This is a genomic window from Bacillus sp. LJBS17 (assembly GCF_019334685.1).
GTDB lineage: Bacteria > Bacillota > Bacilli > Bacillales > Bacillaceae > Bacillus > Bacillus subtilis.
Genome location: NZ_CP079759.1, coordinates 455,655 through 482,006, shown reverse-complemented (window position 1 = coordinate 482,006; position 26,352 = coordinate 455,655). Strand labels below are relative to the sequence as shown.

The window sequence follows — 26,352 nt, the reverse complement described above, 5'->3', positions numbered from 1 at the left end:
TACCATTTTTATAAAAGGAAAAGGAGTGATGGACATGCCTTGGTCGATGAAGGATTATCCTGCTTCATTAAAAAATCTTGAGAAGCCGGTGAGAAAAAAGGCGATAGACATTGCGAATGCGATGATTGATGAAGGCTATGAGGAAGGGCGCGCGATTCCAATTGCGACAAGCAAAGCGAAGGAATGGGCGGAAAACGCCTCTACAGATGAAATTGATGATTTCCTGACGCATGATGATGAGACAGAACGCGATGCTGATCCAAGCAGCGGCAGCGGGCCCGAGCTCATGAACAAAGCAGAACATGTTATTAAGCATAAAAAAGGCTGGGCAGTCAAAGCCGAGGGCGCCAAACGCGTGTCTGAAATCAAGGATACAAAGAAAGAAGCGATTGAACGGGCAAAGGAAATCGCGGCGCATAAAGGCACTGAGGTCATTGTTCATTTAGCTGACGGCAGTGTGCAGAGAAAGATTAAAACAGGGTCATAAAGGAATATGCTTTTAGGTGTTTCGAAATGATCAGAAGCGGTTATTGATTGGTAAATCATTTATGAGAGGTGATCATGATGCTTAGCTTTTTGGTTTCATTAGTTGTTGCTATTGTTATCGGATTAATTGGGAGCGCCATTGTAGGAAACCGGCTGCCGGGAGGAATTTTCGGCTCTATGATTGCCGGGCTGATCGGCGCTTGGATCGGGCACGGACTTCTTGGCACATGGGGACCGAGCCTCGCCGGCTTTGCTATTTTCCCCGCCATCATCGGGGCAGCCATCTTCGTATTCTTGCTGGGCCTTATATTCCGCGGGCTGCGGAAGGAAGCCTAGACTCATTAGATACAGAAGGCATCGTTTCGAACTGAAACGATGTCTTTTTATATGGGACCTTATCCCGAATCCCTACATATCATGTTACATAACAGGGAAAAATTCAGAAGTGTATTTTGAACATTTTCGGTTGACAAGAAACCGGGATGGTCATATGATGTAGATAAAATAATTTGCCTTAAGGAAACTCTTTGTTGTACGGCAAAAACAAACAGAATTCAGGTGAGACATGATGAACAAGGACATCACAGCACAATCTCCCCGTTCCAAAGCCGTCCAAGATGCGCTTGACGGGAAAATCAGAGGATTCAGAGGGCTGCTCCCTTTTCTCGGCCCTGCATTTATAGCAGCCATTGCCTATATTGATCCCGGCAACTTCGCAACGAATATTTCGGCGGGTTCTAAATACGGATATATGCTCTTATGGGTGATCTTATTTTCTAATATCATGGCCCTTTTAATTCAATCCCTATCCGCCAAACTCGGTATTGCGACAGGCAAAAATTTGCCTGAGGTTGCCCGTGAAGAATTCCCGAAGCCTGTCTCGATCGGATTATGGATTCAAGGCGAGCTGGTCATTATCGCAACTGATCTGGCGGAATTTATCGGAGCGGCTCTGGGACTGTATTTGCTGTTCGGCATTCCGATGCTTGAAGCGTCTATTATAGCTGCGATCGGTTCTTTCGCGATATTGGAGCTTCAGCGCCGCGGTTATCGCTCACTTGAAGCCGGTATTGCCGGTATGCTGTTTGTGGTCGTGATCGCCTTTGCGCTGCAGACCTTTTTCGCAAAACCTGATGCCGTGTCAGTGATGAAGGGCCTTTTTGTCCCGGCGTTTCATGGCACCGACAGTGTGCTTCTTGCAGCGGGTATTCTTGGCGCAACTGTTATGCCGCACGCCATTTATTTACACTCTGCCCTTACACAGCGGCGGGTGGTTGGCAAAACTGATGCAGAACGAAAAAAAATCTTTAGGTTTGAATTTATTGATATTTTAATAGCGATGCTGATTGCAGGGGCTATTAATGCAAGTATGCTGATTGTGGCTGCTGCATTATTCTTCAAAAACGGCCTGTTTGTTGAGGATCTTGACGTCGCATTTCAGCAATTCGGACATCTTGTCAGCCCTATGTCTGCGGCTTTATTCGGGATCGGGCTGCTCGTTGCCGGTCTATCCAGTTCGTCTGTCGGCACACTTTCAGGCGACGTGATTATGCAAGGATTTATCAACTACCGCATTCCGCTGTATGTACGGCGTTTTATCACGATCATTCCGCCGATCTTGATCATCGCGTCAGGTGTTAATCCGACGACCGCTCTCGTACTGAGCCAAGTCGTGCTGTCCTTCGGGATCGCCTTTGCCCTCATTCCGCTTATTATGTTTACAAGCAATAAACGGATCATGGGATCTCTGATCAACGCCAAATGGGTCACAGTGGTGTCTTGGCTGATTGCTGTATTGATCGTTGCTTTGAATGTGTTTTTAATTGTAGATACGTTTCGATAAAAAAACCGGCTTCTAAAGCCGGTTTTTATTTTTTCGCAAAAGCTCATTGATACCCTTTTTGACAGAAATTTGTTATGATAGAAGAAAAATCGGAGTTTTGATGATGTCAGTATTTATTTTGTTTTATTTGTGGATTGTTCCTATTGTCATCGGCATTATATGTTCTGTCGCTGCCTATAAATCCAAGGGGAAAATGAGAGTCGCGCCCGGCATTGCCATGATCGTGCTCAGTATCATTTCCTTAATCACGGCGTTTACGGCCGGACACACAAATTTCCACGTGTTTATCGGCGGCATGTTTTTATTCGGCACCTTCTTGGTCGGTTCTGCTTTTCCTTTCTTTTTCGGACTGAAGAAAAAAGAGAAATAAGCTTATAATGAGAAGAGTTCTGTAAGATTTGATAAGAATAAGCATGCAAGGACAAATGCATCTTCCTTTGAAACAAGATGCATTTGCCCTTTTGTCTGTTTCGAGTATGGCGAAATCAGTTCCTAATACATACACCGATCATTTTATGAATTCAAACATGTTATAGCTGAAAATACGTTTGTTTCCAACAAAAAACAGAGGCCTTTTGGGGCCTCTGTTTTTTTAGAATAACCGTTTCAAACTTTTCTTCAGTGACGGCATTTCAATTTTTTGGTTTTCGAAGAAGTTTTTCAGCATGTACTTGCTAAAGCCTTTCGCCTGCCCGTAGGTGATTTTGCCAGGAAGCGGCGGTTCGTTTCCAATCATGACATCCACAACAACAGGTTGGTCAGAGTGCAGCGCCTCATGGAATGCCGGCGCAAGCTCTTCCGCTTTGGTCACTTTGATGCCCTTTGCTCCGCAGCTTTCTGCAAATGCGGCATAGTCGACATTTTGAAGTTTTGTGACATAGTCGATATTGCCTTTGACCTGCTGCTCGTACTCAATCATGCCAAGATTTTCGTTGTTTAAAATGACGACTGTGATCGGGAGCTTATATTTGACAGCGGTCGGAAGATCCTGCATGACCATGGAAAATCCCCCGTCACCACAGACGGCGATCGCCTGGCGTTCCGGTTCGGACAAGCTTGCGGCGATCGCTCCCGGCAGGCCGCAGCCCATTGTCGCAAGCCAGCTGGAGACGATGAAATCCTGGTTCGCGTTCATTTTGAAATGACGCGCCATCCAGACTGTCACAGTGCCGACATCGACAGAGAGCACCGCATCATCAGCTGCCGCTTCCTGAAGACGGGCCACGACCTGCTGAGGTTTAAGCGGTGTTGTTGCCTCTGTCTCATCTTTTTCAATTTCGTTCCACCAATGCTGCATATGTTCTGTGCAGGCATTCAGGAATCTTCTGTCTTCCTTGCGTTCAATATACTCTGTCAATTCGCGCAGACCGAGAGCCGAATCGCAGACAAGGCCCGCTGTCACCGGATACCGTTTTCCGATTTTCGCCGGGTCTGAATCGAGCTGGATTGCCGGCGTGTCATCAGGCAAATAATCACGGTACGGGAATGATGTTCCGAGCATGATTAATAAATCACATTCCTCCATTGCCTCGTAAGCCGGCTTTGTTCCGATCTGCCCGAGGTTGCCGAGAAAATGCGGGTGCTTATCGGGAACGACACCTTTTGCCGGGAGTGTAACAACGATCGGAGCGGCGGCTTTGTCCGCAAATTCTAAGAGCTCCCGTTTCGCCTTTTTCATTCCCTGCCCTGCCAGGATAATCGGCTTCTTAGCGTTATTAATATATTGGGCGCAGGTGACGAGCTGTTCTTTTTTCGGTTCAAGGTTCCCTTCAATATACACCGGTGAAGTATACACGGGCTCCCGTTTGATTTTCTCCGCAAACAAATCATCTGACACGCTCAATACCGCAACGCCTTTTTTGCTGTAGGCGGTCCTGATCGCCTGATTTAAGAGATCCGGAAGTGATTCTGCGCTATGTACCTCTCTGTTGAACACAGCCACGTCCTCAAACATTTGCTCCAGCTTAATCTCCTGGAAATAGTCCCGTCCGACTTCGCCAGAAGAAACCTGTCCTGCAATCGCCAGCACAGGGGCGCCGTCCGCTTTTGCATCATATAAACCATTTAATAAGTGCACCGCTCCCGGCCCTGCGATTGATAGACAGACTCCGATCTTGCCGGTGAGTTTTGCTTCAGCCGCGGCTGCCAGTGCCGCTACCTCTTCGTGGCGGGTTTGAATGAACTTCAGTTGATTTCTTTCGTGTCTTAATTCTTCAATAAACTCATTTATACTGTCTCCGGGGATGCCGTATACATGATCAACTCCCCATTGCTCAAGCAGCTCTGTCATTACTTGTCCTGCAGTTTTATGTGCCATAACGTATCCTCCTTTTTCCTTTTTTCAAAACCACAGGAGAAAGGCTTTAAAACCCGGAGACCTGAATCACTTGCCCAGTCTTCTTTTCAACAGGTCGATCGCCGCGAGCAACCCTCTATCCTTGACGGTGACATTTACATCTTGAGCGCCGTTCTTGAAATCATTGATCTGCCTTTTTCGATTCGGCACCATAAAAAGCGGCAAACGCCCCGGGGAAACCCACTTTAATCCCGCTGTCTCTGTGCCGTCAGCCACTGCTTGTCCGCCTGTAATGCTTCCGAAAAACAGATGCTGTTCATCTTGAAACTTTGGCCTTTGGTAAACACCTATTTTCGCAGAAAGCGCTGCATTGTATCCCGTTTCTTCCAATACCTCCCGCACTGCCGCTTCCTCAGCCGATTCCCCGGGATCAACCCTGCCGCCCGGCAAATCCCATAGAGGGACATCTTTTCGTTTCACCAGCAGAATTTGCTGACTTTTGTTCAATACGATCACAAAAGCACCTTGTGTATACACCGCCATACCTCCTTTTCCCGCAAAAAAGGACCAAGGTGATTCCCTTGGTCCTAGAGCTTTACTTTTTAAAATGATACGGCAGTGTGGCAACCATTATGTCCTTTTTCCAGAACAGCCGGACTCTGAGGAGAAAGGCCGATTGGTTGTGAAGGATGGTGTGCCAGCGTTTTTTCGTTATAAATTGCGGAAACAGCACCATAACGGAAAACTGTTCCTTCTTCGCTTTTGCCTCAACTGTTTCCAAAAACTTATCAAACGGATGGACAAGGCTTCTGTACGAGGAATGAAGCGTAACGAGACGCACGCCGTTATTAAGCTCTTCCCAGCGTTTTTCGAATTTCTTTTCCTGTTCTCTGTCAAATGACACGTGAACGGCGATCACTTGATCGGACAGTGATTTCGCATAGTGAATCGATTTTTGCACGACGGTGGTGACACCGGCCACAGGCACAATCACAACGGTGCCTTTGATTTCTTCCGGCTCTTTGTCTACGATGCGAAGCTGTTCACCAACCGCTGTATAGTGATTTTTAATCGCAAAAAACAGCAAAACGACGATAGGCATAAAGATTAACACAGGCCATACGACATTAAACTTCGTCACAAACAGAATGGATAGAACCATAAACGATATCAGAGCACCGCAGGAGTTGATCAGCATTTTTCCGATCCAGCCTTTTGGTTTTTGCTTGATCCATTTCATGCACATGCCGGTTTGTGAAAGCGTAAATGGAATAAATACGCCCACAGCATATAACGGGATTAAGTGCTCCGTCTGTCCTCCGAATAAGATAATGAGAACAATGGAGGCAAAGCCTAAAAAGATAATCCCATTTGAGAAGCCTAAGCGGTCGCCCCTGACTGTAAACATTCGCGGCATATACTGGTCTCTCGCCAGGTTGAAGGCAAGCTGCGGGAAGGCTGAAAATCCCGTATTTGCCGCAAGAACCAAAATAAGCGATGTGACACCTTGGATGACATAGTAGAACACATTCCGTCCGAAGGTTTCGGACGCAATTTGTGAAACCACTGTTTCATCAGGCTTCGGCGCCGTACCATACCCGTACGCGAGCACCGTGATGCCGGAGAACAGAATCGCCAGCAAAATCCCCATCATCGCAAGCGTTCTTGCCGCGTTTCGCGCAGGCGGGTTTTTGAATGCAGGAATCGCGTTAGAAATGGCCTCAACCCCGGTCAACGCTGAGCATCCGGAGGAAAAAGCCTTAAGCAGCAAAAACAGCGTAATGCCGGCTACAGGTGTGCCCAGCGGTGTATGATGGGCTGGCTGGTCTATTTGTCCTGTCATAAGTTTAAACAACCCGACTGCAATGAGAACCAAAAGCGCCACCACAAACAGATAAACCGGGTAGGCAAGAATGGATGCCGATTCCGAAAGACCGCGCAGGTTCAAAATCATAATCACTAACACGAGAAAAATAGCGATCGGCACATGATAATCATGCAATGCAGGAAAGGCTGACGTGATGGCGTCCGTGCCTGCGGAAATACTTACTGCTACTGTTAAAATATAATCAACAAGCAATGAACCGCCCGCAATCAATCCCGGTTTTTCACCGAGATTTTCTTTAGAAACGATATACGCCCCGCCGCCCTGCGGATAAGCGTAAATAATTTGCCTGTATGAAAGAATCAGTGCGAGCAGTAATATGAGAACGCCAACCGCAATCGGAATGGAGTACCAAAATGCGGCAGCACTGATTGTTGCCAAAATAATTAGAATTTGTTCTGTCCCATATGCAACAGATGACAGCGCATCTGAGGAAAGCATAGCCAAGGCTTTTAATTTCGTCAGTTTTTGCTCTCCAGCTGCTTGGGATTTTAGTGGTTTCCCAATCAAAAAACGTTTGATTGAATGATACATCGATGTCTTCCCCTTTTAATTTCTCATTTTTCAATTAAAACAATAAAACATCAGTGTCTTGCTCTCACATGTTGTTGATAGTCCTTTCTGCTATGATGTCTCTGTATGCGATTTGCATTCAAAAATGAACAACAAAAAACACAGAGGCAAACGGATGCCCCTGTGCCATAACATCGAACACAGGTTTCATTCATCTCCTCTCACGAACGCTTACGAGGTTAGCTGACGGATTCGGGCATATGAGAGTTAGCCCTACCTAAAAAGGATTCACCCCAACGGCAAAAAGCCGTTCTATTGGGTCCCCCGCTCTGATTTCAGATTAAGCGATTTGTTTTCTAAAAGAGATCATACTCCCGTTCCCGCACGTTGTAAAGAGGCTTATTGGCTGAGAGAAAAAAATAAAATGACAGGTTCCACAAATGGAATTTACTTACCAAAAATAAAAAAACAGAGGCTAAAATCGCCTCTGTTTTATTCTGTATCTGTCTTTCTTTTTCTGCGTCTTACGGCAATCCAAATGAACACTGCCGCAACCACCATAATGAGTGCCAGCACACCAATATACATCCATTTCTGGCTATGATCCTGTGTTGGTTGTTCTGCATCGGAACTGTTTGTTTCCGATTTGAGCTGCTGGTGGTTTGTAAACACCTGCTGGCTGTTTGTTTCATTAAGGACGGTTGCCGACTCATCGTTGCTGTTCAGATAACTGATGATCTCTTTTGTGACAGCCGCGCCATCTCCTTTTGACGGTGCAAAGACAGCCATTGTATAGCGTGAATCCCAAACCGATGCTTGGGTAAATACCACTTGTTTTGTCGTCTCATTCAGCATCTCGAAACCAGATACATCAAACGATCCGTTCTTTTCCTGCGGCACAAGCAGATCTGATGATTTCTCCTTCAGAAGAGAAAATTGATTGATCCCTCCTATGAAAATGAGGTTTCGTCCTTTCGCATCATTTGCTGTAACGTCAGATGATTTCTTTACCGTATATGAATGCTGTGCTTCGCTGCCAAAGGATTCCGTCACGAGAGAAAGCTCCTCAAGCTTCGATTGGCTTACGGTGTCAGGAAGCACGATTAACGTTGTTTGATCCTGGTTTCCGGCGTAAGGCAGCGGCCACTCTTGAAAATCCGCTGACGGAGACATGCCTTTGATGGCGTATGATAATGTACTGTTTTTATCGATAAAAACCCACTTTTCTTCATCAGTGGTGTTGCAAGGGTTGTTTTCCTTTAAACCGGTCGTGACGAACTGAATATCAATGTAGCGGTTTTTTTGCAGCAGCTTAGGGTCCACTTTCACTGTGACATGATAGAATCCGTTTTTATCTTCTTTTCCTAATTCATCAAGCCGGACCGAGTGCGGCTGGCCGTTGATCATCACTTTCAGTTCTACGGCCTGAGAGGCTGACTCGTTTTCAGCCGTTGAGGCTTGAATCGTTTCAGACTTTTTCAGTTTAAGCGACAGCTTCGCCAATTGGTTTTCATCTAAAACAGCCGAAGCCGGATAAAAATAATGTGCTGAAGATGTTTTGTCGGCTCCAATTGTGATATCGCCCGCTCCAAAATTCTCAAGGGTCAGCTTATCGCTTTCTTTTTTTTCAGTCTGCTGAAGCTTGCTGATTGAAAGTGTATCGCCGCTGAGCTGGCCTGTATATGTCTGATCTGTCATCACGCTGATTTTTTTAGTGAGCGCGTCCTCGGACGCCGCTTGCGCAAACAGAACCGGCTGCTGTTTGCCCTCTGCTTTCAGCACCCGCTCCGCAAGCAGAAGGTTTTCTCCTTTTGCCTGTAGCCCGGCTTGTTTCAACAGGTTTTTCACTTTGCCGTTCCAATGCTTGTCCACGCCGATAACAATCGTCGGCTTATCGATTTTTTTCAGTTCAGATTCCGTGACATACGCAATACTGACACTGCTGTCCACCGTTTTCAAATAGCCTTCTGTTTTAACAGCAGCTTCTATTTCTGCTGAACTTGGGTGATCCGGAATGACGATGGCTGTTTCTTCCGCTGTATTTCCAGATTGGGCGAAAGGATACGGATAATGGTCCAGCGACGTTCCCTTCGCTTCACTGCTGTCAGCAAGTGTCAGCCGGCTGTCCGGATAAATTTTGATCCAGTTGCCTGATGTATCCTGTCTGACGCACACGCCCTCTTTCATTACGCCGTAGAATTTCAACGATACGTTGTGATAGCCTTGCGCAGACTGGCTTTTATTCAGATTCAGCTTCACTGTTTTCCGTTTGGAATCACCATCAAGCTTTAACGTCTTGACCGGTTCATCATCAATGACAGCCGTTAACGATGATGGAGAAATTAAAAGATTTGATGCCTCGTATTCGATTACCAATTGCTGATTGCCCGAAGAAGCGCCTGCCGGGATCTGATACGTCAGCTCTGCGCTGTCTTTTGATCCATACAGTGTAATCAGCTCGCTTGTAAGCACCTGCTGTTTGGCTTGTTCTTGGCTGCTTTTCCCGAGGAGCAAACCACTGACCTGTACGTCTTTGGCAAGAGCCGTTTGTCCAGTCATCGCCAGCAGCATGAAGCTTGTGAGAAAAATCATTATTTGTTTCAAAAAGGTCACCCGCTTTTATGTTGATTGTATCGTTCTGTCTTGTACCATTTGACCTCTTGCTTGAATAAACGGTGCTTGATTTCTACAAATAAAGAGTAGATAACAAGCACAATCCATGCCTGCGAGTATGTGAAGTACATGAGAAATACGATAAAAAAGTTTTGCTTGTTCATTTCTGTTTTTTCAATGCTCAACGTAATCATGACCTCTGTCATAAATAAGAAAAACGCCAAAATCCAGAGAATCATTGCTAAAAATCCAACAGACAAATGCAAATCATAAAACAAATTCACTACAAAAATCGCATTTGACATGATCACGCCAAAGAAAAACAGGAAGTACGTAAAGAAAAAATAAAACAAATCAAAGATAATCCGTTTTCGTTTCAGCTTAAAAAACTGCGCCAAAAATTTGAGCACGACATATTGATTGCCGCGCGCCCATCGGGTGCGCTGGCGCCACCATACCTTCCATGTTTCAGGTTCCTGCTCCCACGTGATGGCGGCAGGGAAAAAGCGGATGTGATAGCCGAGATTATACACCCGGATGGTCAGTTCAGTGTCCTCAGCGAGCGCTTTGTCATCCCAGCCTCCGAGCTTTTCGATAATGCTTCTGCGGATCGCGAAGTTGGTGCCTGGGATCGTGGCGATTTTGAACCACTTCCATCTGCCTCCCTGGGCCATCCACTGAAAACAGATCGTTTCGATATTAATAAACCTCGTCAGCAGCGTCTTCGCTGCATTGATGACGCGGAATTTCCCTACCACGGCGCCTGCCTTTTCGTCATTCATCAGGCCGAGCACGAGGTAATACACGGCCATTTTCTCAGGCGTGTTGTCGGCGTCATACACACAGATCACATCGCCGTTTGATTCGGCAAAACCTGAGTTAAGTGCAGAGGATTTTCCTTTTCCTGCATTTGGCGGCTTCGTAATCACCATTTTGATAAAATCGTATTTCTCGGAAAATTCATTGACGATATCACCCGTCCGGTCTGATGAATTATCGTTAACGACGATAATCTCCAGCCGGTCCTTCGGATAATAAAGGTTGACCATGGCCTTCAGCGTCTGCCGAATCACAACCTCTTCGTTATGCGCCGGGATAAGGACGCTGACCTTCGGCAGTTCCTTCATGTTTTCTCTCCACTTTGGGATATTCCGTTCGAAGGTCATATAGTGGCGAAACCCGCCCTGCATGAGGAACATGTGGTAGAGAAGCATAACCCATATTAAACTTAGCGAGATAAAGAACAGCGTATTACCCAAGGCTTCTTCTCTCCTTAAAAATTCGTTTTTTCAATGTGGCTCTCAAGTAAAACGTATAACTGACAAACATGATGACAAATAAGAGCACAACAGCGGAGAGAATCCATAACGCCTTTTCCAGAGGGGTTTGCCGGTGATGATCGAAAAACTCGTCAATGGGGCTTACACCGTTTTTCACCTGAATCGTTCCGTCACCGCTTGTATGAATTTCCACTTTGTCTGTTTTGACGGTTTGTTTCGTTTTCTTTAAATCAAGCCATTCACTGTCTGGAATGCGTTCCATCTGATCAACCAGCTCAGGCAGATATTTCATCCCAAGGTACGGGTGATAAAATCCTCCGGCTACTCCGCCTTCAAAATCAATCATCTGGGAGATGCGCTCCTCCATCTCACCGAGCGGGTTTTGCTTTGATGTGTCGACAAAGCCGATCGTTTCCGGATAAAGCGTCATTCCGTGCAACATCGAAGGAGCAGTCACAAACGGAGGTGCACCGGATGTTTTCCATGTTGTGCTGCTGAGCTGGACCTGGCCGAAAATGCTTGTAAAATACTGCGAGGCGATTTGATAGCCATATTCGGACATCGTGTAATGCGGCGCTTCAAACGCCAGCGGGTAAAGACCCGATGATGTCAAATCCTCAATGGCACGCGTCAGTTTTTGTTTTGTATACGTTTCTTCCTTTTCCCGAAATGGTTCAAGATAGCTGTGATAGGCTTGTTCGTTCGGGAAGTCCTGTTCTTTCTCCAAAATGGATGGGGGGTCTTCGGCATTTCCGGATGTAATCGGCTGATCCGCCTTTGCATCCCAAAATTCAAAACCCTCTCCTGTTTCACTGTAGCGATAAGCGTGAGTATAGCCGTGAACAATGATACTGCCGCCCATGCTTTGCAGCTTTTTCAGCACCTTGACCATCTTCGGTTTATCAGACAAATACACTTTGTCGCCTGTTTCCGGATTCAAGTAAACCGGAATGACCGCCAGGATAAAAGGAATATGCCGCTTATGCAGGTATGTACCGGCTTGAAGCAGCAGTTTTTCATCAGACATCGGGCTGATATCCTCGAGACGCAAATACAATAACGTCGTCCCCGCCTTCTCTCCGAAAGCTTCTCTGAGCTGTTTCGCCACGATCAAATTGTCATTTAACAAATTTGTTAATCCAATGTACACATTCCCTTTTTTTGTTTTCCATATAAAAGAATGCGTTGTGCCTTCATCCGCTTTGAAGGTGTAAAGCGCCGTTCCTTTCAGGCCTGATATGCTCAGCACGTTAAGCCCGCTTTCCAGAGACACATCGGCCTTTTCCGACCTGCTGTGAACCTGAAACACATTTTCTTTGCGGGCTAATGAAAGCCCGGAAAATTGGTTGATTTGGCCTGCGTTATAGCCAATGGCGACAACCGGGTTTTTTACGCCGCTGATAAGAGACAGCAATTTTTTGCTGAGCTTTCTTTTCGTTTGGCCGTAATAAATCACATGGTCTTTCCCTTTGAAATCCGACGCTTCAACGTCTAAATCTTTTTTGACTGTCACATGGGATGTAAAGTGACCCGCAAGCAAATCGAGCATTTTGACTTGTGACGACTCTTTGCCGTCCAAGGTTGAGTAGATGATGAGAATGCCGGCATCCTGATCTTTCGCTTGCGCAGAAACGGGAAAAGACGCAATAGCTGAAAATAGAAGCATCATGACGCATAGCAATGTGATTCCTTTATAGTTCATTCATCATCATCTCGTTTTCCAGTTCTTCTAAAAATTGATCAGCTGTTTTGATATCGTTGCGGTAGGGCAAATAGCAAACGTGGAACGTAAGCGACACATACTTTCCATTTTCCAGCTGATATGTATCCAATTGTTTCTTCAGCTTGGTCAGAACGGCCGGCATATGTTCAGCAGGCGTGTGCGTCAGCACGATCCCGATACGCTCGTCAGAGGGACGGAATTTCTTATCCGTTTCCCGAACGCTTGTCCTGATTTGCTGACCGACATATTGGAAGAGGCGGTCCGTTTCTTTTTCACCGTACAAAGACTTAAACTCTTTGAAATAATGCATATGGAGCAGCAAAAACACAAAAGAATTGCCATAGCGCTCCGCCCGCTTGATTTCTTCTGAAAGTTCCAGCTTCATCCTTTGCTTGTTATCAAAACCGGTCACTCTGTCAACAGCAACAAAGCTTTTGATTTCGGATTGAAGCCGTGTCATTGAGCGCCGAAGCTCTGCCGTAATATCGTGGATTCGTCCAGAAATAAAAGAAAACAGCAAAAGCGCGATTCCCCACACGACAAGCATTCGCAGCCCTTCCTCAGCCGGAAAGAGCGATGTCTGTCCAGTCTGGAAAAACATCATTAAGGTGCCGAGAACAAAGAGTACGATTAAGGTCACTGCCAGCGCGTAAATCGGGCCGAACCAGATGCCTGCGGCGATGACGACAAATGTGATGCAAAGGATCAGAGCACCTTCCGATTGCTGGGCTGACACATAATAAATAAACAGAGACAGGGCCGCGATGAGCCCTGAAAAATAAGCAAATAATTTTTGTGATTCACTGAATGATATTTTCATTAAAAAGCTTCCTTTCGGCTAACAGCGGCAGCAGATTGTCAAATGAATGCGTCTGAGTGCCGCTCATATAGCCTCCATAATACGATTTCACCGGATCATGAATTTCAAAGTCATTCATTCTGTCATATATGGCTTTGATGACAGAACTGTTTTCATGCTGTTTTGTCAAAAACAATACGGCTAATGCATATACGGATGGAGACTCATATTGGACGGCAGGCTCCTTCGTATCTGCCGAATACCGCCCGTACAGCTTTCCGTTTTTCTGAAATTCCTGCTTGATCCAGTCCGCTAAAACAGATGCTTTTTCATCCCCTTCCGGCAAATGCCAAGCAGTGTAAAGCTGATCAATCAGGTTGATTTCACTGTCGTATGTGTATTCCTTCGTCTCCGAGCTGTATGTTTTCGGCAGAAAGCCATTTTTTAAAGGAGCTGAATAGAGAACATTGGCATTCCGCTGTTCTGTGTCTTCGTCTATGATTCCATTCTTCTTTAAGACAGCTAAGGCGTCAGGCATGACGTATGAAAGCGTCACATCCTTTGAAGCGGCCTGTGAGTCGTAATAGTCTGTAAATAACCCATTGTTCATATTGTATGTCTTCAAAGACGTGCCGATATCCCTAGCCGTTTGCGCGTAGTCGCTGCGGCCCCATTTTGCGGCGGCTTGGTCAAGAGACAGCATAATTCTCATATCATCTATCAGCGCATTCGTCCCGCTCGCTTGGCCATTTTGAATCTTCCACGTCACCAAGTGATTGCTCAGCAGAAATGAATCAGTAAGATGCTGATATTGATCCTGGAAATGCGGTGCATCATTTTTGCTGAGCAGAAACTCCATCCACAGGCCGAGAGATTCCGACAAGTAAGAAGGCTGGTCTGAAAAATCGGTTTTGATCAGCCCTTGGTCATTCATTAAATTGTGATAGATGAAATATTCCGCCGGCTGGAGCGGGCTGGCATTCACTTCTGTTGCCGACTGATTTTGGGTCTTGTTTCCAGCTTCAGCACACCCTGCGGAAAGTCCGATAGATAAGAAGAATAAGATGACAGCAATTAGTACATGCCTCACAGGCAAATCCCCCTTTGTCGCCTGAAGCAAATCAGACGCTCACAAATAGTTATAGACGAAAATATGACTGCCACGTTACAAAGTACATTTACTATAAAAGAAAAAAATGCAGATTGCTAGCTTTTTTTCCCTTTTTGGACATTAAAAAAACAGGACCTAAGTCCAATAGAAAAACCTGTGCGATATGCACAGGTTTTTTTATTATTTATCCAAACCAAGTTTTTTCAGCTGTTCTGCCAGCGCGTTGTTAATCGGCTCATCTTTATTTTGTTTTTTCATATAAGAGGATACGTCCCGTTTGGTAGCACGCGCTTTGTCTTTGTTTTTTCGTTTTTCAAATACAGAGAGCTTTTCACGGTGACCGCACACACACGCAAAGGTTTGGCCCTCGCCTTGGCCGCGAAGCTCCATTCTTTTATGGCAATTCGGGCAGCGTGCGTTTGTTTTTCGGGCAATCGTTTTTCTGCTTCCGCATTCACGATCTTGGCACACGAGCATCGTCCCGCGTTTGCCGTTTACTTTCAGCATCATTTTGCCGCATTCCGGACATGCCGTTCCCGTGATGTTGTCATGTCGGAAGGTTTGGCTGCTGTTTTTGATTTCTTTTACCGTTTGGTGAGCGTAAGCCTTCATATCTTTAATAAAAACAGCCGATTTCAATTTGCCGGCCGCGATCGCAGACAGCTTTTGCTCCCATTCTGCTGTTAAGGCCGGTGATTTCAGATCCTCCGGAACAAGCTGCAGGAGCTGTTTTCCTTTAGACGTGATAAAAATATCTTGGCCTTTTTTCTCGATTAAAAAGCTGTTGAACAGTTTTTCAATAATGTCGGCACGCGTTGCCACCGTGCCGAGGCCGCCTGTTTCTCCAAGCGTTTTGACGAGGTCTTTTTCTTCTCCCTGCATAAATGCGCTTGGGTTTTCCATCGCTGACAGCAAGGTCCCTTCGTTAAAGCGGGCAGGCGGCTTCGTTTGACCGCTTGTTTCCGTTAACGTGCGGACGGCAAGTGTGTCGCCTTTTTGAAGCGCAGGAAGTGTCTGGTCTCTGTCATCCTCCTGCTCATCATCCTCATCCGCCATATCATAAACGGCTTTCCACCCTTGCGACTGCACGGTTTTGCCTTTCGCCGTAAAGGTTTCTCCGCCGATTTCTGCGATGACCTTTGTTTCCTCATATTCGAATGCAGGCATTAATACAGCCAGGAAACGTTTCGCAATCAGGTCATACAGCTTTCGTTCTTTATCACTCAGACTGCTGAGAACGAGCGGCTCTTCGGTCGGGATAATCGCGTGGTGGTCTGACACCTTCGCGTCATTGACATATCCTTTATGAGATTTAATGCCGCGTTTTTTAATTTGGCTGACATATTGGGCATACGGTTTTACTTCCATGCCTTCCAGACGGTCTTTTAACGTCGGGACGATGTCACTGGATAAAAATCTAGAGTCCGTCCGCGGATATGTGACGAGCTTATGCTGCTCATATAGCTTTTGTAGGACAGAAAGCGTTTCTTTAGCAGAAAAACCGAAGCGCTTGTGGGCGTCACGCTGCAGCTCCGTTAAATCATAAAGCGCAGGCGCAAAGCTTTTTTTCGCTGTTTTTTTCAGCTCAGCTACGACCGCTTGCTTTCCTTGGAGATTTTTTAGCAGACGGCTTGTTACATCTTGATTGAACGTTCTCGTCTGCTTTGATTTCTTATCCTGCCACGTCAGCGCCATGCCGTCGACTGCAGCACGTATACCGTAATACGGAACGGGCGTAAACGCCTGAATGTCTGCCTCGCGCTTTGCAATCATGGCAAGCGTCGGAGTCTGCACACGACCGCATGAGAGCTGGGCATTGAATTTTGTGGTAAGTGCACGGGTGGCGTTGATCCCCACAATCCAATCCGCTTCCGCTCTGGCGACGGCAGAATGGTACAGGTTTTCATATTCTTTGCCGCTGCGCAGCTTCTGAAAACCTTCCTTGATCGCTTTATCCGTCACAGATGAAATCCACAGCCGCTTGATTGGTTTTCGGACATTCGCTTTCTCAATGATCCAGCGCGCAACAAGCTCACCTTCCCGGCCTGCGTCAGTCGCGATGACAATCTGATTGACGTCTTTACGGGTAAGCTGGGATTTGACTGCATTGAACTGCTTTCCGGTTTTTTTTATTACCACAAGCTTTAAGGGTTCTGGGATAATCGGCAGATCCTCTAGGCGCCATGATTGAAATTCTTTTCCGTAGCCTTCTGGATCAGCAAGCGTCACCAAATGGCCTAAAGCCCAGGTCACAATATATTGATCGCCTTCGAGATAACCGTTTCCTTTTTTATGGCACTTCAGCACCCGGGCTAAATCCCGGCCGACTGAAGGTTTTTCAGCTAATACTACTGTTTTTGACATGCTTGATCACTTCTCTTTCTTTCGCGCTCATCCTGTTATTATAACAGACTTCACGCGGCACTCTCTAACCGCGCCCGTTTTTCGTGTCAATTTCTGAGAAAATGACGTGAGTGACGGTTTGCGCGTAGGGCGATGTTTTGTTAATGAAATCTTCTACCGCTTCGAGGCTTTCGGCATTGATTTTCAGCATATAGCAGGCTGCACCCGCAATCCGGTAGCAAAATTCAATATTCGGCAATGTTTGAATATAGCTTTTGAACCGCTCGTAATCCGCGTTTTTAACGGTTGCTTCTACAATGCAGGAAACGGGAAGCCCCAGTTTTTTCTGGTCGACCTCCAGCGTGTATTGCTTGATGATGCCAAACGATTCAAGCTGCCTTACCCGTTCTGTCACAGATGGAGGCGACAGCTTAATTTTTCTGCCTAATTCCCTCATCGACAAACGGCTGTCCTTCTTCAGCTCCTCAATGATATTCAGATCAATCTGGTCAAGTTTCATTTCAACATCCTTCTTTTTTGATTTTGTACACATTATCTCGGGTATTTTTGTAAATGACAAGTACAGTTCCCTAGAAAAGGCATGTAAAAATGAATGTTTTCCGAACATTTTTTGAAAGCTGTCATATGCCCCTCCGGATTGTTTATAGTATAAAATGAAAACGTGTCCACAAGGAGGGCGATTTATGCTGCACACGCCGATTGGAAGACTTCGCACGATGGGTTTTATTGAAGGAATGTCACTCTTAATCCTGTTGTTCATCGCTATGCCGCTTAAATATTGGGCAGGCCTTCCGCTTGCGGTGACAATTGTCGGTTCGGTTCACGGCGGGTTGTTCATTTTGTATTTGCTTGTCTTGGCTTATGCAACCTTCTCTGTCAAATGGCCGCTGAAATGGTCAGCTGCCGGCTTCATCGCCGCTTTCGTCCCATTCGGAAATTTTTTGTACGACCGCGGATTAAGGAAATATAAATAAGGGAACGCAAAAAAGGCTGGATTTTTATGATCCAGCCTTATTTATTAAAACCACTTTGTCAGCCACGCGATATAGTAGGCCCCCGGAATAAACATGAGCTGGGCGAGGAGTGTGCCCGCCACCCTTGATGTGACCATTGTGACAGAGGTCCATTTTAAATAGAGATAGCTTCGTTTTCCTTTTGCCACATCATCAGCTAGAACGGATACTTTAGGATCAACAAAAATGGCCAGCAGAATCGTCGCAATTCCGTTGATCAAACCCGAAGCCATGACGGCTGTCGTACTGCGCTCCGGCGCCAGAAGGCCTGCGTATAAAGCCGAAAGCACGCCAATCGTATAAATCGATGTGATCAGCATGTTGATGACAAACAAACGCTTCGGAATCAAGCGCATATGAAATCCTTTTACATATGAAATAGACGGCAGACGCAAATAGGAAAGGGCATTTTTGAATCCTTGTTTCGAGAATCCCTTTCGGAAAACTTGAAAAACGGAGCCGCCGCCGCCCGCCAAGTGAATAATCGCCCGTGAAAAAAGAGCGACAAAAGACGGGAGCAGGATAATGCCCAAAATGGTGCCGACTGTCGATCCGAAAATTAAAAAGCGGAACTGCTCCCCTACAATCGCCAGTGCGTTTTTTCCAGCATCATCAATTAAATGCCCGGTAAAGGGCTGCTGCACCATGTTCGACATTCTGGATACGATGACCATGACATTAAACAGAGAAAGCGCGGACGCAATAAATCCAACGCGGGCCCCGGAAAGCCTTGTAGCATAGGCTAAGGTTTCTATCGAGTGAATCAGCAATAAAAAACAAAAAATAAAAAGTACTTGTGTTGTAATGACATGCACGTTATTCTTCCTCCAATTTCATCCTAGAGATAAGACTGGAAAGAAGACAAGGAGGTTTCAGTACGATGTGTTTTTTGCAATAAAAAAACCGTCCGGCGTACGCCGGGCGGTTTGTCTTATTCTTTTCTATACGCAAATAAAGATTATATCATCCGCCAAGTCAGGCGGGTTAGATTCATAAAGCATTGTTCCGAAGAATCATTCTGGAAAGTAAACACCATGGAAATTTCTTGAACACAAGACAACGAAAGCCCTACCTCTCAATCGTCACTGCGGCTCCGAAGCCGCGCCGGTGTGAATTGTAAAACAAAAAAGTCTTTTTTCCATCTCATCGTTAGGGGCGATTTGTTATGAAGGAAAAGAATAAGGGCAGCTGGTTATGCTGCTTGGGAAGCGGTAAGCTTCTCTCTCAAAACAGAAAAAAGAAGTTTACTTTCTTTTTTATTTGCTTATTTTTCTTACTAGCTATTCATAATAACATATCGCCCCTGAAAACACAATTATTATTTACAGGTCTAGTGAGACCGGTGTTTTCTCCCCGGCATTCATTAATCTGATATCCTCCGGTTCAATTTCAAGAATCACCAGATTCGGATCATCCTTGCCGTCAAACCAGCGCTCTAATTTGGAACTCCATATTTTGTCCTTGAGTTCTGCCGAATTGTTAATTTTGGCTTTTCCGGCAACTTCGACATATGCGTCGCCAAACCCTTCACAATCATAGCCTAATAAAATGTGGACATTGGGGTTGTTCTCAATTTCTTCCGCTTTATGAGTTTCCTTGCTTGTCGGTGTGTAAATCGTCAGCCCGTCATGGAAAAAAGTCATGTAGCGGGAATGCGGTTTGCCCTTTTGAACTGTTGCGAGCGAACCTACTTTATGGTGATCTAGAACATCAAGCACTTTTTGTTTAATGTCTTGCTGATTCATCTCGAATCACTCCTTTTTAACGTCTCCGCTGTTACTTTTCCACATCCGGGGAAGATTTAAACAAGAAAGTGTGCTCTTTATTTTTCGCCTTCCCATTCACGCTTTAACAGACTGTAGTAGACGAGGTCGTGATGCATGCCGTTTACGTATAAGCCGTCCCGTGCCCTGCCTTCCTCTAGAAACCCGAGCCGCTCCGGAACCGCTCTGCTTTTTTCGTTTCCGACAGCCGCACAGATCGCCACACGATTCAGCTCAAGCTCTTCAAAAGCATACGTAATGAGTTTTCGGCAGGCAGCTGTAATAATGCCTTTCCCTTCAAATTCTTTGGCAATCCAATATCCGATTTCCGCCTTACGATTCACTTGATCAAGGTTATGCAGGCTGATCATGCCGCATAGGCTGCCGTCATAAAGGAGCCCCGCCTCAATGCCGTTCAGGTCGGCATACTGGCGCCGCCAATCTGGAATGATTGTTTCTCGGTACGTTTCAGCGCTGCTTGGATTTTCCGCAAAAAACAGCCACTTGCCAAGCCGCTGCTGATTTTGGATAATGAGTTCGGCCAGCCGCTCCGCATCCTTCGGCTCCAATAATCGGATGGTGATGTGCTCATTTACCTTGCAAGTGAACATTGCCTCGCCCTCTTTCCTTTTTTAACCATTATAGCGATGATTCTGTTTTTTTCAATACAAAAAGGATGGGCTGTTAAGCCCATCCTTATATTCTTGGATCGGTAAAGATATCATGTTTATCCGTGCTCGTCGATGACATTTCCGTCACGACGGCACCTTCTTCCCCGGCCTGGAACCAATGCTTTGTGTTTGGTGGAATCGTGTATTGCCCGCCCGGTTCTAGCTCAATTTCGTGCCAGACCGTATAGTGTTCTCTGTCTTCCTGAGGAGGGAGAACTTTTGGAAGCGGCGTTTTTTCTCCTTCTACGTAAAGATACACTTTTCCGTAGCGGCAGCGGAAGGTCTCCTGCTTGCCTTCCTGGCCGTCGACCGGCGGATGGCGGTGTTCCGGGCAAGTCTGTCCCGGAAACAACACCAATTCCTTTGAACAATAACGGTCTGTATTGACGTAGACGAAGAGCTGGAGCCCGACTTTTCTTTCTTTTCCTAAGCCGTAATCCATCAGCTGGATTTGGTCTACTTCCTCGTCCGTTAATACAATCCCTGCTTTTTGATAGTAGCTGTTCACTTCTTCTTTCGTGATGCCCATATGTCTCACTCCCTCTTATGTCGTCACAAAGTTTCCGCCGTTGACATGCAGGGTCTGTCCTGTCATGTAAGAGGACTCATCTGATGCCAGGAGCACATAACAGCCGACGTGCTCAACAGGCTGTCCAGGACGGCCCATCGGCGTATCTTGCCCAAATTGAGCAACTGTTTCTTCAGGGAACGTAGCTGGGATTAGTGGCGTCCAGATTGGACCCGGCGCGACTGCATTTACACGGATGCCGTCTTTAACAAGCGCCTGCGCCATTGTTCTTGTAAAGGCGTTGATCGCCCCTTTTGTCGCTGTATAATCAATCAGTGTCGGGTTCCCTACGTACGGGTTGATAGATGTCGTATTGATGATGGCGCTGCCTGGTTTCAGGTAATCAATTGCTTTTTTAGTCAAATAAAATTGAGAATAAAAGTTTGTTTTGAATGTGCGGTGAAGCTGTTCGCTCGTAATATCTTTGATGCTTTCTTTCGGATGCTGTTCACCTGCATTGTTGACAAGGATGTCAAGGCCGCCTAGTTCCTTGACCGTTTTTTCAACCGCTTCATTGCAGAATTCCTCTTCACCTACGTCACCAGCAATCAGCAGGCATTTTACGCCTTCTTGTTCAACACGTTTCTTCGTCTTCTCAGCGTCTTCATGCTCATCCTTATACACAATGGCGATGTCAGCGCCTTCCTTTGCGTAAGCGACGGAAACCGCGCGTCCGATCCCGCTGTCGCCGCCTGTAATAAGAGCTACTTTTCCTTTTAATTTGTCTGCTCCTTTATAATCCTCGTACTCATACACCGGACTTGGATTCATTTCGCTTTCAATTCCCGGCTGGCGACTTTGAGTTTGTGCCGGCAGTTCTTTTGGATAATTTGCCATGATGATTCTCCTCCTTTGTTTTCATGTCTATTTGTTGTGTACCTCACACACTCTTTGGATAAACATGGCTTGGCACCTTCGCATTGCTTTATCAGAAAAATGTTTCACATGGAACGCTGGAAGGAAATTAACTCAAAAAGGGGGTTGGTTGCTGAATGATTAACATGCTTTTTAGAAGATTCAGCAGGCCAAAGGGCGTCATCGGCATGATTGCCGGGTACATCATGGCTGCTGAAAATCAAACACTGAATCAGTGGACAATCAATCAGCTGGGTATCACGCGCGGGGACAGCATTTTAGAAGTCGGGTTTGGCCCGGGATACTGCATGCAGCAGATGCTGAAACGCGAGAAGGATGTTCATCTCCATGGGATTGATGTGTCAGAGGCCATGCTGAAGCTGGCCGCCCGCAGAGTGAAACCAAAGGGCGTACGCCTGATACAAGGAAGCATCGAGACATTTCCTCTCCCCGCCTCGTTTTATGATAAAGTGATTTCCGTTAATAACTACACCATTTGGAATGACCAAACAAAAGGCATGAAACAGATTTATCGGGCATTAAAGCCAGGCGGCAAAGCAGCCATTACGATGCAGCCGCGGGAAGCGGATGCCAGTCCTGAGAAAACCAAATCATTTGGAAGACAGATGATTGCTGACTTTAAAGCAGCCGGCTTCGAAGACATTGATATACAATTTAAGAACATTAAGCCTGAGCTTTCCGTCTGTGCAAGTGCAAAGAAGCCCGCCACATAAAGTGGCGGGCTTCTTTTTTATGAATGTACAGCCTGATTGCGCAGGACGTCTTTTTTCACCTTGCCAAGGTTGTTTTTCGGCAGTTCGTTAACAAATTCAACTTCAGGTATTTTGTAAGCGGACAGGCGTTCTTTACAAAATGCGATGACATCCTCTTCCGTGATGCGCTGGCCGCCATTTTTCACGATAAAAGCTTTCGGTTTTTCACCGTAAAGCGGGTCTGGAATACCGACCACAGCCGTTTCAAGGATTCCCGGGATCTGCTGGATAACTTCTTCAACCTGATCAGGATAGACGTTATCGCCTCCGTAAATAATGACATCCTTGTAGCGTCCCGTGATGAAAATAAAGCCATCTTCATCTACATATCCTGAATCTCCGGTTCTAAACCATCCATTTTGCAGCACTTTCGCTGTTGCTTCAGGATTGTCTTCATAGCCTTTAAATAAGAATGGAGTATGAACAACGATTTCGCCGATTTCTCCTTGAGGAAGTTCTTCTCCGGTCAGAGGATCTTCCACTTTGACTTTAACACCTGCCACAGGTTTTCCTGCAGATGCCGCTTTATCCATTCCCATATCAGGCGTCCATGTGCTGATGCCCCAAGCCTCAGTACTTCCATAGCCATGCGCAAGCGGAATGCCAATATCAAGATAGCGGCGGATTAGGCTGCTCGGCACTTTTGTTCCGCCTGTCATTAAAATAACAAGCGAAGATAAGTCAGTTTGGTGCGTTTCCCACGCCTCAAGCAAATACGTGTAGAACACAGGAAGAGCCATCACGGTCTGAATTTTCTCTTCTTCAATGACCTTCAGCATGTGAACAGGATCTTGATCCTTTGTAAACACAAAGGTTGTTTCTGCAAACGTTCCAAGCATGATGCAAATGAGCGCACTCGTATGATAAATCGGATGGCACGCGAGAAAACGAAGGCCCTTCATGCGTGCTATTGAGCTGTTGGATTTTTTAACGTATCTGTATATGCCGCCATGTGTAATCATGCATCTTTTCGGGTTACCCGTTGTTCCAGATGTAAACATCAAAAGTGCTGTATCATCAGGGGAAACCATTTCCGTCTCTGGCAAATGATCAGGACCTGCAAACAGCGCTTCAAATTCAGCAGATGTTTCGTAAGCTGTTCCTGTTTCCATTGTTACACACAGTGAGGACAATTCAGGAAGAACTTCATCCAGTGTCTCTTTAAACTCCGCTCCGTAAAACATTGCTTTCGGTTCACTTGCTTTTAAAATGCCTGTCATTTCATATGGTTTCAGCTGCCAGCTGACAGGTACGACAACAGCACCTATTTCAAGTGCGGCGAACATAACAGTTGAGGCGGGATGGCCGTTTTTGCAAAGCAATGCAACACGGTCGCCCTTTTGAATTCCTTTTTGAAGCATGGCATTCGCCAGCTGATTAATCCGTTTACGGTAACCTTTATATGTCAGTGTATGGTCTCCGCTTTTTACAGCCTCTATATCTTCGCTATTCGGCATGTCATGCAGAATCAGATGCTGTAATGTTTCCATATCGTCATCTCCTATATTCTCTTGAATCTTCAATAATTTGTTAGATTTTCTTCCTTACCTCACCCATTTTAACCCAAAAAAGATAACTTGTAAAACTATTTCATTTTGGAATTATTCCAATACTGAATGATAAAATAGTCCCACATTTTCTTATTTTGTTCCCCGTCCAAAGAAAAACACACGCCAAATTTTTGACGTGTGCCATGCAGGTTTACAGTATGTTTTTTTCTTTCATCCATGTGAAAAATATGCGGTTTAACCGCTGATACAATTCTTGTTCTCCTTCTTCCTGAAACCCCGCCATGCTTTCTCCGCTCTCGATAATTGCCGAGCTGATCGCGCTTAAAATCTCCGAGCCTTCAGCAGATAATGAGCTAGGCGCCATCATGACGAGAATGCGTGTCATCCTGAGGGTATTTCCGTCCATGCCATCCACTTCATAGGAGGTGCTGAGATCAAACATTTTGAAAAAAGGCAGGACGATTTCATCATTTTTGAGATGATAAAGCGCCATGTTTGTTCCGGGGATTCCCAATCCTCCTTGTTTCTCCCGCTCAGCCAGGCAAACCGCGGCTTTTTCCGGATCACGGATCAGGCCATCCTTCTTCAGCTGTTGAAAAAGCTCTAGCAAAAGCATGCTATGGTCCGGGTTTGTTTTGAGTTGAGCTAGCGTAAAATGGCGCAGAACATCTTGGATAACCTCCATATACCGCCCTATGCTTTCTGCCGCCTCTAGCATGTCAGGTACATCAGCTTGCTGCGCCTCTTCCTTCGGGCTTCTTTTTTTGTTAAGAATAAGGGGAATCTTCCGCTTGATATACTGCTTAACCTGGTTTGCGTCTTCCTCATTTAATAGCGGGCTGACCATGATGTAATCAATGTTTTCATAAGGAATCGGTACAGTGGACACAATCATATCATAGGCTTGAACATCCTTCCCCTTTAGCTCGATCAGAGATGACATATCAAACGATTCAATTTCCGGCAGCTCTTTTTTCAGTCTGGAGGCAAGCATTTTCGAGGAGCCGATCCCGCTTGAGCAGACGACAAGCGCTTTCACTTTTGCTTCTTCTTTTTTGATTTCAAGAGCCGAGCCAAAGTGAAGAACGATAAAAGCGATTTCATCATCAGAAAAGGACATGCCCGGAAAATACTTTTCGACGCCTTCTTCGATCGCCATATAAAGCAGAAAATAATCGCGCTTGATCTGTTCCTTCATCGGATTGTATATCTCAATATTTTCTTTTATGCGGCTGACGGCCGGCTCCAAATGGGCAATCAAGCCTTCATATAAAGAGTAGTTTTTCGTCAGATCCATTCTGATTTTGTCTGAAATAAAAGCAATGAGCCGCTTTGTTTGCAGGGCTGTTTCCAGCTCAATTTCCTGCGCTTTGTATTCTGTTTTGTATTTTCGATTGGCGCTTCGAAGATGGATTGTAATATAGCCGACCTCCGCCTCTGGAATCGTCACGCCGAAGGCACGTTCAAGCTCGCCCGCGATTTCAAGAGCGGAGCTGTATTCCTTCGCATTCTTCAGTTCCTCAAGCTCATTTTGCTCCATGGTGATAGTTTCCCCAAGCTTAATTCGTTCGATAGCATACGTCAGATGGACGACGAGCGCTATATAGGAGCTGTCGGACAATGAAAAAGCGATTTTTTCTTTGAGCTGAAATAAGATGCGCTCCATTTTTAACAGCTCACCTTTGCTGACAACCCCGAACATTTTCTCTGAAGAATCGGTTTTTCCTTTGATGTTTAATTCAACCGCTTCCAAAAACATTTGGATGTCGAGACGGTTCACAATCAAGTTGCCGACAATTTTCCGTTTCGCATTCTCCGGCCCTATAAGCTGGATGCCAAAACCTCTTTTACGGATCAGTGTCAGTCCGAAGGGAGAAATCCACTTCTCGAGCTCATCTAAGTCATAGCTGACCGTGGCATTCGTCACCTGGAGATCATGAGCAAGCGTGTACAGTTTGACGGGCTCCTGAGACTCTAATAACGAACAAAGAATGAGCAGTTTCCGTTCGTCGGCGCTGTATTCATGCTGTTCATATGATAAATCAGTAAGCAGCTTTTGTTTATCTTCGGGACTTCCCACTGCTTTCAACCCTTTACCGGGCTGTTTATCTAACGTAAGCCCCACGGTTTCCATCAGCGGTTTAATTGATTTGAGTTCCCTGTGAATGGTTCTCGTGCTGACTTGCATCAGCTCAGCAAGCTCAGTTACGGTTATATATCTGTTTTGTAATAATAAGTGCTTTAACAGTTTTTGTTCTCTGGCAGTCATATACATAAAAAAGACC

Annotated in this window: 24 protein-coding genes and 1 riboswitch; of the genes, 7 read left to right on the top strand and 17 right to left on the bottom strand. The window is 45.8% G+C overall.

The features are described 5' to 3' along the window. Positions 1-34: 34 nt before the first annotated feature. From KXZ66_RS02425 to KXZ66_RS02405, 5 genes are all read left to right on the top strand, one after another. Complete coding sequence (locus tag KXZ66_RS02425) at positions 35-487, top strand: DUF2188 domain-containing protein (protein ID WP_003246574.1); 453 nt, start codon at positions 35-37, stop codon at positions 485-487. A 77-nt stretch (positions 488-564) separates the two neighbouring features. Next, on the top strand, positions 565-822 hold the full coding sequence (locus KXZ66_RS02420) for a GlsB/YeaQ/YmgE family stress response membrane protein (protein ID WP_003246519.1): 258 nt from the start codon (positions 565-567) through the stop codon (positions 820-822). Positions 823-1,051: 229 nt separating this feature from the next. Beyond that, on the top strand, positions 1,052-2,329 hold the full coding sequence (locus KXZ66_RS02415) for an Nramp family divalent metal transporter (protein ID WP_032680356.1): 1,278 nt from the start codon (positions 1,052-1,054) through the stop codon (positions 2,327-2,329). Positions 2,330-2,432: 103 nt separating this feature from the next. Next, positions 2,433-2,699 carry a hypothetical protein gene (locus tag KXZ66_RS02410; RefSeq protein WP_038827757.1) on the top strand — a complete coding sequence of 89 codons (267 nt, stop codon included), beginning with the start codon at positions 2,433-2,435 and terminating at the stop codon, positions 2,697-2,699. Positions 2,700-2,727: 28 nt separating this feature from the next. Further along, the gene (locus tag KXZ66_RS02405; protein ID WP_064671965.1) at positions 2,728-2,865 is read left to right on the top strand and encodes a hypothetical protein; all 138 of its coding nucleotides are present in this window, start codon (positions 2,728-2,730) and stop codon (positions 2,863-2,865) included. A 56-nt stretch (positions 2,866-2,921) separates the two neighbouring features. Here KXZ66_RS02405 and KXZ66_RS02400 read toward each other — a convergent pair whose 3' ends face one another. The 10 genes from KXZ66_RS02400 to lrpC all read right to left on the bottom strand — a co-directional run bounded on the left by KXZ66_RS02400 (position 2,922) and on the right by lrpC (position 17,412). Next, a complete protein-coding gene (locus KXZ66_RS02400) occupies positions 2,922-4,646 on the bottom strand; it encodes a pyruvate oxidase (RefSeq protein ID WP_046160070.1) in 1,725 nt (574 codons plus the stop codon). 66 nt (positions 4,647-4,712) lie between these two features. Beyond that, a complete protein-coding gene (gene mutT, locus KXZ66_RS02395) occupies positions 4,713-5,162 on the bottom strand; it encodes an NUDIX hydrolase (protein ID WP_021481719.1) in 450 nt (149 codons plus the stop codon). A gap of 58 nt (positions 5,163-5,220) precedes the next feature. Further along, positions 5,221-7,044: a potassium transporter KimA gene (gene kimA, locus KXZ66_RS02390; RefSeq protein WP_021481720.1), complete on the bottom strand. Its 1,824-nt coding sequence runs from the start codon at positions 7,042-7,044 to the stop codon at positions 5,221-5,223. A gap of 192 nt (positions 7,045-7,236) precedes the next feature. Beyond that, positions 7,237-7,380: riboswitch (cyclic di-AMP (ydaO/yuaA leader) on the bottom strand. A gap of 135 nt (positions 7,381-7,515) precedes the next feature. Then, a complete protein-coding gene (locus KXZ66_RS02385) occupies positions 7,516-9,627 on the bottom strand; it encodes a cellulose biosynthesis cyclic di-GMP-binding regulatory protein BcsB (RefSeq protein ID WP_151870428.1) in 2,112 nt (703 codons plus the stop codon). A gap of 5 nt (positions 9,628-9,632) precedes the next feature. Further along, on the bottom strand, positions 9,633-10,895 hold the full coding sequence (locus KXZ66_RS02380) for a glycosyltransferase family 2 protein (RefSeq protein ID WP_003246697.1): 1,263 nt from the start codon (positions 10,893-10,895) through the stop codon (positions 9,633-9,635). Further along, entirely contained in the window at positions 10,888-12,597 is a 1,710-nt protein-coding gene (locus KXZ66_RS02375) for a DUF2334 domain-containing protein (RefSeq protein WP_151870530.1), read from the bottom strand. The genes KXZ66_RS02380 and KXZ66_RS02375 overlap by 8 nt, the downstream gene beginning before the upstream one ends. A gap of 10 nt (positions 12,598-12,607) precedes the next feature. Beyond that, positions 12,608-13,459 carry a cyclic-di-GMP receptor EpsK gene (gene epsK, locus KXZ66_RS02370; protein WP_021481723.1) on the bottom strand — a complete coding sequence of 284 codons (852 nt, stop codon included), beginning with the start codon at positions 13,457-13,459 and terminating at the stop codon, positions 12,608-12,610. Further along, a complete protein-coding gene (locus KXZ66_RS02365) occupies positions 13,440-14,528 on the bottom strand; it encodes a hypothetical protein (RefSeq protein ID WP_021481724.1) in 1,089 nt (362 codons plus the stop codon). Before KXZ66_RS02365 ends, epsK begins: the two co-directional genes overlap by 20 nt. A 201-nt stretch (positions 14,529-14,729) precedes the next feature. Beyond that, positions 14,730-16,913, bottom strand: a complete 2,184-nt coding sequence (locus KXZ66_RS02360; RefSeq protein WP_032726499.1) for a DNA topoisomerase III — start codon at positions 16,911-16,913, stop codon at positions 14,730-14,732. Positions 16,914-16,977: 64 nt separating this feature from the next. Further along, the gene (gene lrpC / locus KXZ66_RS02355; RefSeq protein WP_003246585.1) at positions 16,978-17,412 is read right to left on the bottom strand and encodes a transcriptional regulator LrpC; all 435 of its coding nucleotides are present in this window, start codon (positions 17,410-17,412) and stop codon (positions 16,978-16,980) included. A 184-nt stretch (positions 17,413-17,596) separates the two neighbouring features. Between lrpC and KXZ66_RS02350 the strand changes: the two genes are divergently transcribed. Continuing rightward, entirely contained in the window at positions 17,597-17,887 is a 291-nt protein-coding gene (locus KXZ66_RS02350) for a DUF3817 domain-containing protein (protein ID WP_014475846.1), read from the top strand. A 44-nt stretch (positions 17,888-17,931) separates the two neighbouring features. Here the strand turns inward: KXZ66_RS02350 and amj are convergent, their stop codons facing one another. The 5 genes from amj to KXZ66_RS02325 all read right to left on the bottom strand — a co-directional run bounded on the left by amj (position 17,932) and on the right by KXZ66_RS02325 (position 21,765). After that, on the bottom strand, positions 17,932-18,741 hold the full coding sequence (amj, locus tag KXZ66_RS02345; RefSeq protein WP_219144774.1) for a lipid II flippase Amj: 810 nt from the start codon (positions 18,739-18,741) through the stop codon (positions 17,932-17,934). A gap of 507 nt (positions 18,742-19,248) precedes the next feature. Next, positions 19,249-19,671, bottom strand: coding sequence for a pyridoxamine 5'-phosphate oxidase family protein (locus KXZ66_RS02340; RefSeq protein ID WP_014475844.1), 423 nt, complete (start codon positions 19,669-19,671; stop codon positions 19,249-19,251). Between the two features lie 77 nt (positions 19,672-19,748). After that, positions 19,749-20,300 (bottom strand): GNAT family N-acetyltransferase, encoded by a 552-nt coding sequence (locus KXZ66_RS02335; RefSeq protein ID WP_003234398.1) that lies wholly within the window; start codon positions 20,298-20,300, stop codon positions 19,749-19,751. A gap of 85 nt (positions 20,301-20,385) precedes the next feature. Next, positions 20,386-20,889, bottom strand: coding sequence for a D-lyxose ketol-isomerase (gene lyxE, locus KXZ66_RS02330; protein ID WP_003234400.1), 504 nt, complete (start codon positions 20,887-20,889; stop codon positions 20,386-20,388). A 15-nt stretch (positions 20,890-20,904) separates the two neighbouring features. Next, positions 20,905-21,765 (bottom strand): SDR family oxidoreductase, encoded by an 861-nt coding sequence (locus KXZ66_RS02325; protein WP_003234401.1) that lies wholly within the window; start codon positions 21,763-21,765, stop codon positions 20,905-20,907. Between the two features lie 155 nt (positions 21,766-21,920). Between KXZ66_RS02325 and KXZ66_RS02320 the strand changes: the two genes are divergently transcribed. After that, positions 21,921-22,517: a class I SAM-dependent methyltransferase gene (locus tag KXZ66_RS02320; RefSeq protein WP_204267228.1), complete on the top strand. Its 597-nt coding sequence runs from the start codon at positions 21,921-21,923 to the stop codon at positions 22,515-22,517. Between the two features lie 17 nt (positions 22,518-22,534). Here KXZ66_RS02320 and KXZ66_RS02315 read toward each other — a convergent pair whose 3' ends face one another. Together KXZ66_RS02315 and mtlR are read right to left on the bottom strand one after the other, a co-directional pair. Further along, a complete protein-coding gene (locus KXZ66_RS02315) occupies positions 22,535-24,046 on the bottom strand; it encodes a class I adenylate-forming enzyme family protein (RefSeq protein WP_032726504.1) in 1,512 nt (503 codons plus the stop codon). A 211-nt stretch (positions 24,047-24,257) separates the two neighbouring features. Beyond that, a complete protein-coding gene (mtlR, locus tag KXZ66_RS02310; protein WP_080528932.1) occupies positions 24,258-26,342 on the bottom strand; it encodes a mannitol operon transcriptional activator MtlR in 2,085 nt (694 codons plus the stop codon). Positions 26,343-26,352: the final 10 nt, after the last annotated feature.